This is a genomic window from Mycobacterium sp. NGS50, from assembly GCF_059812545.1.
Genome location: NZ_JCALCW010000014.1, coordinates 121,815 through 128,605, shown reverse-complemented (window position 1 = coordinate 128,605; position 6,791 = coordinate 121,815). Strand labels below are relative to the sequence as shown.

Annotated in this window: 7 protein-coding genes; 3 read left to right on the top strand and 4 right to left on the bottom strand. The window is 70.3% G+C overall.

Features of this window, described 5'->3' with window-relative positions; all coding sequences use genetic code 11:
- Nucleotides 1-46: 46 nt before the first annotated feature.
- Nucleotides 47-706, bottom strand: coding sequence for a cutinase family protein (locus AC5Y36_RS12355; RefSeq protein ID WP_500041201.1), 660 nt, complete (start codon nt 704-706; stop codon nt 47-49).
- A 45-nt stretch (nt 707-751) separates the two neighbouring features.
- Entirely contained in the window at nt 752-1,465 is a 714-nt protein-coding gene (locus AC5Y36_RS12350) for a cutinase family protein (RefSeq protein WP_500041200.1), read from the bottom strand.
- Between the two features lie 227 nt (nt 1,466-1,692).
- Here AC5Y36_RS12350 and AC5Y36_RS12345 point away from each other — a divergent pair, with 227 nt between their 5' ends.
- The 3 genes from AC5Y36_RS12345 to eccB are packed head-to-tail and all read left to right on the top strand — an operon-like array spanning nt 1,693 to nt 4,075.
- On the top strand, nt 1,693-2,157 hold the full coding sequence (locus AC5Y36_RS12345; RefSeq protein WP_500041191.1) for an Rv0361 family membrane protein: 465 nt from the start codon (nt 1,693-1,695) through the stop codon (nt 2,155-2,157).
- A gap of 35 nt (nt 2,158-2,192) precedes the next feature.
- Complete coding sequence (locus AC5Y36_RS12340; RefSeq protein ID WP_500041190.1) at nt 2,193-2,630, top strand: Rv0361 family membrane protein; 438 nt, start codon at nt 2,193-2,195, stop codon at nt 2,628-2,630.
- A gap of 53 nt (nt 2,631-2,683) precedes the next feature.
- Nucleotides 2,684-4,075 carry a type VII secretion protein EccB gene (gene eccB, locus AC5Y36_RS12335; RefSeq protein ID WP_500041189.1) on the top strand — a complete coding sequence of 464 codons (1,392 nt, stop codon included), beginning with the start codon at nt 2,684-2,686 and terminating at the stop codon, nt 4,073-4,075.
- Here the strand turns inward: eccB and mycP are convergent.
- Entirely contained in the window at nt 4,013-5,362 is a 1,350-nt protein-coding gene (gene mycP, locus AC5Y36_RS12330) for a type VII secretion-associated serine protease mycosin (protein ID WP_500041188.1), read from the bottom strand. The genes eccB and mycP overlap by 63 nt on opposite strands.
- The gene (gene eccD, locus AC5Y36_RS12325; RefSeq protein WP_500041187.1) at nt 5,359-6,711 is read right to left on the bottom strand and encodes a type VII secretion integral membrane protein EccD; all 1,353 of its coding nucleotides are present in this window, start codon (nt 6,709-6,711) and stop codon (nt 5,359-5,361) included. Before eccD ends, mycP begins: the two co-directional genes overlap by 4 nt.
- Nucleotides 6,712-6,791: the final 80 nt, after the last annotated feature.

Below are 6,791 nucleotides of genomic sequence, written 5' to 3'. Positions count from 1 at the left end.
CGCCGAAATCTGGTGCTGAGTACACGTTCGGCGAGCCGCGCAGCCGCTACAGCCGACCGGCCACGAAGTCGGCGGCCTGATTGACCATCCCGGCGTTGATATAAGCGTCGGCCAGATGCTGAGGCCAGTTGTCGGCCCAGGTATTGGGGTCGGCCGGGTTACAGATCGGGTCGGCGCCATGACACAGCTCGATGGTGCGCTCGCCGTAGAGCGGACTGAGCCCGGTGATCGGGCCCGCCCACGCGCTGCCGTTGCCGAACAGCGCTACCGCCGCGATGTGCTGGTCGGCGCCGGGCGGCAGCAGGTTGGTGAACCCGAACACCGGGACGGGAGACGCGAGCACCAGGTCGGTTGCCGCCGCGCCCAGGGAATACCCGCCCAGCACCAGACGGGTGTTGGGGCAGCTGTTGATCATGTACTGGATGTGCCCGCTCATGTCCTGGGCGCCGCGGTCGGGGTCGGTATCGGCGGCGTACTTGACCGCGTACATCCCGATGTTGGAGACCCTCGATCGCAGCGCGCCGATGAGCGCGTTACCGATCTTGCCGGGGCCGGGCGGCTCGATGCGGCCCCGGGCGAACACCAGCTCCGACGCGGGGCACGACGCGGCAGCCGCCGAGGGCATGCCGGTGGGTAAGCCGGTCAGCAGCAACAAAGCCAGCGCGGCGACTGCGACGAATCGGATCCGGGTGTTCATCGGGTTGATATTAGCGAAACTAAATGATTCCCGTTCGTGGGTGGGGAATCCGGCTCAGTTGCCCGGAGGCTGTGGCGCAGCCAGCCCCGGGACCTGCGGCGCCGGCAGGTGCTGGGGGCCGACGGCGATCCGTGGTGCGACGAACGCCGCCGCCTGGTTCGTGTAGCTGGGAATGTAGCCGTCGGTGTGGTCACTCCAGTCGTTGCCGGGTCCCGCGTGACAGATCGGGTCGCCGGGGTTGCACATGTCGATTGCCTTGGAGCCCAACAGCGCACTCTGGCTGGAAATCGGGCTGCCCGACCGGTCGGCCACGTTGCCGAACGTGGCGACCGCCGCGATGTTGTCCACGTACTCGGGGGGCAGGGGGGCGCCGAACCCGATGCCGCCGATCGGCACTCCGGCGACGATGTCGACCACCGACGCGCCCTGCGAGTAGCCACCCAGCACCAGCTTGGTGTTCGGGCACCTGCCGGCCATGTCCTTGACCCGGTTGATCGCGTCGTTGGCCCCGTCGCCGCCGTGCAATTGCAGGCGGCTGGCGGCGTAGTTCACCGCGTACACCCCGACGTTGGTGCCGGGGGACTGTGCGCGCACCGCGTCGACGAACGCCTCACCGACCCGGCCGATGCCGGGCGGTTCGCTGGTGCCGCGGGCGAAGATGATCTCCGCGTCCGGGCAGTCATCGGCTGCCGCCACCGGCATAACCGAGGACGCCATGATCGGGGCGATGACCGCGGCGCCGGCGGTCAGCAGCGTCAACGCACCCATGGCGCCCCACCTCAGTGGGCTGAACTGGTCGATTCGCACAGGAAAATAGTACCGGCAACCGGCCCCGACGGCGGAACAACGGTTGCTGGCGGCGCCGGCGGGGGTGGTTTCGCCGGTCATGAGGCAGCCCAGATTCGTGGCATTTGGGCGGCGTGTCTGCTGTTAGGATGCCTGAGGACCGGATTCGCCGCGCTCAGTGCGGGTTCGATGCCGCCGGGAGGATGAGGGTGAATTCGTCGCTGCGGACGTTTGCTGGCTACCTGGGTGCGCTGGCGGTCGCCGCTTCGTTGACGTGGTGTGCGCCCGCCGTGGCGGACCCCACCGAACCGACGCTGGGCTCGCTGGAACCTCCCGCCCCGGCACCCCCGCCCAGGGCTGCGCCGGCGCCGGCCGCGTCGAATGCCGGCTCTGACGAGTCCGGCGTCCGCCAGGTCGTGCAAACGTCGACGGGCGCCTACAACGCAGAGAACTGGGACGTGTTCCTGGCCCAGCTCTGCTCGGCCCGGCGCGGGAGTTTCAACATCGATCAGATCAAGAACCAGCGTGCCGAGCGGGGGCCGATGCAGACGACGGTCACAGCCGTTGCGATCAACGGAGACAACGCAACCGCGACAACCGTGATGAGCGACCGCTTCACGGTCACCACGCCGTACCACCTGGTGCGCGAAGGCAGCTGGAAGATCTGTGGATAGCGGATCGGGCGGGTCACGGCGGATGGTGTCCGGCGTTGTCGGCAGCCGTGCTCGGCGCCGGGGTGCTGATCTGCGGGCCGGCTGTGGCCGACCCCACGGCCCCGACGTTGGAGCCCATCGAACCACCGCCTCCACCGCCGCCCGCTCCGGTGGCAGCACCGAACCCGGTGCCCGACCGGGCCTCCGACGAGGCCGCGATACGCCAGGTGATCCAGGCGTCGGTGGTTGCCTTCAACTCGCAGAACTGGGGCGCGCAGCGCAGGCTGTACTGCGCGGCGAAGCAGGCGACGTTCTCGGTCGGCGACGTGCAGGGCGCATACAACGACAGTGCACCCATCCAGATTGCGGTAACGGCCGTGAACCTGGCGGGCGATAGTGCGTATGTGCCGATCGTGCTGGCCGACCGCAACGGCTCCGGTCCGCTGGTGTGGCACCTGGTGCGCGAGGGCGGCTGGAAGCTCTGCGGCAACTAACGCCTGTGGATTGACGGCGTCGTGCCCGGGCTTCCGGGGCCTACCGTGAGTCGGTGGCAGCAACCCCGCGCCTGCAGGTCAGCAGTTACCGCTTCCTGCGGCGCCGCACCGAGGATGCGCTGCTGGGCGCCGACCTGAGTGTTGCCCGCCCGGCCCGCGCCCAGTCGTTGGCGGCGGGCTGCCTGACAGCGGCGTTGGTGGCCGCGGGTTGCGGAATGCTGGCCGTGGTACGACCGCAGCCCGGATTGGACGGCGTCCCGATCGTCATGGGCGCGCACTCCGGTGCGCTGTACGTGCGTGTCGGCGAAACCCTGCACCCGGTGCTGAATCTGGCCTCGGCGCGGTTGATCGCTCAGACCGACGCGGCGCCACGCGCAGTCGGTGAGGCGGACATCGGGCGGGCCACACGCGGTCCGATGCTGGGTATTCCGGGCGCACCCGGGGTGCTGCTGCCGCCGCTGCCCGCCGAGGAGGCAGTGTGGACGGTGTGCGACAGCGGGTCGGTGGCAAGCACGTCGGTGCTGATCGGGCCCATCCAGCCGCCATCCGAATCGACGATGCTGGACGCGCCGCACACGGCGTTGGTCACCGCGGATTCCGGGAAGTCGACCTACCTGATTCACGGCGGGCACCGGTCGTTGGTGAGTCTCGCGGATCCGGCGGCCGTGCGTGCACTGCACCTGGACGGGATAGCGCCACACCCGGTTTCGCGACTGCTACTGGATGCGCTCGCCGAGGCGACGCCGATCGTCGCCCCGTTGATCCCCGGCGCCGGCCGACCCAGCCGGCTGCCCCGGATCCCGACCGGCGCCGTGGTGCGGGTGCCCACCGCCGCCGGCGACGAGTACGACGTCGTGCTCAGCGATGGCGTGCAACGCGTGGGGCAGGTGACGGCAGACCTGATTCGGCTGGCCGATACCCGAGGCGGCCGTGAGGTGATCTCGGTGGCGCCCGACAGCCTACGATCCAGCCCGACGGTGAACCCGTTGCCAATCACCGGGTTTCCCGATCAGTCGGTGCCGGTGGATCTCTCGGCACTCGCCGTGCTGTGCGTGACGTGGAGGCACCCGACTGTCGGCCGCACCGAGATCACAGCGCAGGCCGGTACCGAACTGCCGGTGCCGGCCGGACAGGCGCCGACCGCATTGGCGCAGGCGGACGGCAGCGGCCCGCTGCTGGATGCGGTGCATCTTCCGCCCGGGCACAGCGCCTACGCGCGGGCCGCCGATGCGCCGTATCTCATCACGGACACCGGGGTCCGGTTCGCGGTCCGCGGCGACGACGCGGCGCGCAGCCTCGGCTTGCCGGACGCTGCCACCCCAGCTCCCTGGCCGGTGCTGGCGGCGTTGCCGCAGGGACCCGAGTTGAGCAGGCAGCGCGCACTACTCGCCCGCGATGTGGTGGATCAGCCCGCCGGCCGGCCGTCGAAACCGGGCACCGGCTAAGGCCAGCACCAGCACCGCCGCACACAGTGCGGCACCGGTGATCGCTGTCTGGGGCGGCCGCCGATCCACCGGATCCGGTGCGGGCGCCGGCGTGACCGCCGGGTCATGTTGCGCGGTGGCGGCCGCCGCCGGTGCACCGGAGTCGACCGCCGCCGCGACATCGATCACCCCGTTGCCGACGACCGGATTCCAGCCGTCGGGCGGGTGGTGTGCGGTGGATTCGATCCGGCCCATCACCTGCCGGGCGCTCAGTGCCGGGAACCGGGACCGGATCAGCGCTGCCAGCCCGCTGACCACCGGAGCCGCATAGCTGGTTCCGGTGATCGCCTGAGCGGCCCGGTCCCCGACAGCATTGGCCAACGCGTCACCGACCGGGCTCAGCGACAGCACCGCTTCACCGGGCGCGGCGACGTCGACCCACGGACCGGGCAGGGTGAACGCGGAGGGGGCACCGTCGACGGTCACCGAGCCGACCGTCAGAACGAACTCGTCGTACCAAGCCGGACTGACCGCCACCGCCGAGGTATCCCACGTTGTTTCGGCAGACTGTCGCGGGCAGGCCCCATCGCTGTTGCCGGCGGCCGCGACGACCACCGCGTCCTTGACATTCACCGCGTACGCCAGTGCGGCACCCAACGCCCGATCGTCGAGCATCGACCCGGCCGGCACACATGCCACCGTCGAAATGTTGATCACCGAAACACCCAGATCGGCTGCCGTGCGGACGGCCTTCGCCATGGTGTCGACATCGCCGATGCCGGTGTTCGACGAATCGCCGACCCGACCGAATTTGGTACTGGCCTGGCGTATAGCAATGACGGTCGCTTCCGGTGCGATGCCACTGAATCCGTCTGAGCCGGCCGGATCTGCGGTCGCGGCGATGATTCCCGCCACCACCGTGCCGTGTCCGTCGCAGTCCTGGGTGCCGTCGCCGCCGGACACGTAGTCGCCCCCGGCAATCAGCCGGGGCAACCGCCGATGCGGGGACACCCCGGTGTCGATGACCGCGACGCGTTGGCCGCGGCCGCGGGTCAGCCCCCAGATCGCCGGCAGGTCAATGCTGTCGAGCTGCCGAGGCCGCTGCAGACGCTGCGGGTCGAACGCCGGAACAGTGCACACCTCGCGTTGCACGGTGGGCTGCGCCGGAGCCGGTGGCACCGGTGCGGGAAGCCGGGCATCGTCGATCGCGGGCGGCGACACCGCGTACACCGGCGGTGGTGAACACTGCACCAGTCCCAGCGCCGCGGCGGCGAAGATGCGGGGTAGCCGGGCGGCCCACCGCGTCATAGGGCCAGGCCGCGTGCGGCCCCGAACACGCCGCACATCCAGCAGGTCAGCGGCGCGATCATGACGAGCGCCAGATACTCCACGTTCTGAACTGCCCGCCATGCGACGGGGGACACCGGAAAGGAGCGACGGCAGTAGCACCAGGCCGCCGCGGACAGGATCAGCGCCGCAACGCAATTCATCAGCGGATGCGGATGTGTCCTGATCGCCAGCGCCACGGTTCCGGTGGCGAGGGCCATCCCGCCGCCGATGACGAGCGCGAACGCCTGGACCCGATCGGTATGCGCGCGTGCCCGCAACAGCAGCACCGATCCGACGACCACGGCGACGGCGATCCCGGCGCGAGCCATGACGGCCGCGCCCACGGCCCCCAGCGTGGATGTCGTCGACGTGCCCAGGACCAGACCGGTCAGCGTGCCGGTGGCGCGACGGGCACGCCCATCCAGCCGATCGGGTGGGGAATCGTCGGGTGCGCGTGGAGCCAACCCCGCCCAGCTGACTGCCACCCGCGTCGAGACCTGCAAGGCTCCCAGCGATACTGCGGCCGTGGCCGCACACAGCCGGGATGTGGACACGTGGCTCAGAACGCCGGCCGTGGCGGCGACGGCGCTGAGCGTGGCGACCGCCGTCAACGCCGTCAACGCGGATATCGCACCCGCTTCGCGGCTGACCAGTCGCAAACCCAGCACCGACACCGTCGCCACGGCCACGCTTGCCAGCAACACATTCGGGGCGCCCGGTCCCGCGGGCACCGTCAGAAATCCCGCGACACCGGCGAATCCAGTCGCCCACAGCGCGAAGGCGACGCTTTCGGCACCATCATGACGTGTTCGGTCGGCGCCCGTGGCGCAGATCAGTGCGACACAGCCGATGCCGGCGGCGATCGCCGCGCTGACCGGCCTCGCGCTGTGGGTCAGGAGCCCGGCGCACAACAGCATGAGCGCTGCCATTGCGGCCAGCCCACTTGCCGCCAACCAACGGCAGATCACGGAGGTTCCCGGGGTGGCGGGTCGTCCGGCCGCGGCGATCGCGTCCGCGACCGCTTCGGCGGCATCATCGAGCACCGGGCGAGGCGGCTCGAGGGATGCACGGGTCAACAGCAGCACGCTGCCGTCTCGGATCTGCAGCTGCGCCAGCGTCATCGACGTATCCAAAGCCGCGGCGCCCGGAAGCGCGAGCCGGTACGGCATCGGGTTCGGCTCGGCGGGCCGGTAGCCGTGGGCGGTGAGGATGTCGACAAGTGAGGGCATCAGTGCCGCGACCGGCAGGGCAGCGGGCAGCGAGACGTCGACGCCGACACCATCGGCGTACACCGCCACCCGGCGCACCGCAGGGTTGAAGTCAGCCACTGCTAGTCCCTTTCACCCGGTTACCTACCGCACGCTAGCCGCGCCGCCCGGCCTCCGGTGCGCGGTAATCCACAGCTGAC

Coding starts and splice junctions, on each gene's coding strand:
- AC5Y36_RS12350 (WP_500041200.1), bottom strand. CDS start 1,465: ATGGGTGCGTTGACGCTGCTGACCGCCGGCGCCGCGGTCATCGCCCCG.
- mycP (WP_500041188.1), bottom strand. CDS start 5,362: ATGACGCGGTGGGCCGCCCGGCTACCCCGCATCTTCGCCGCCGCGGCG.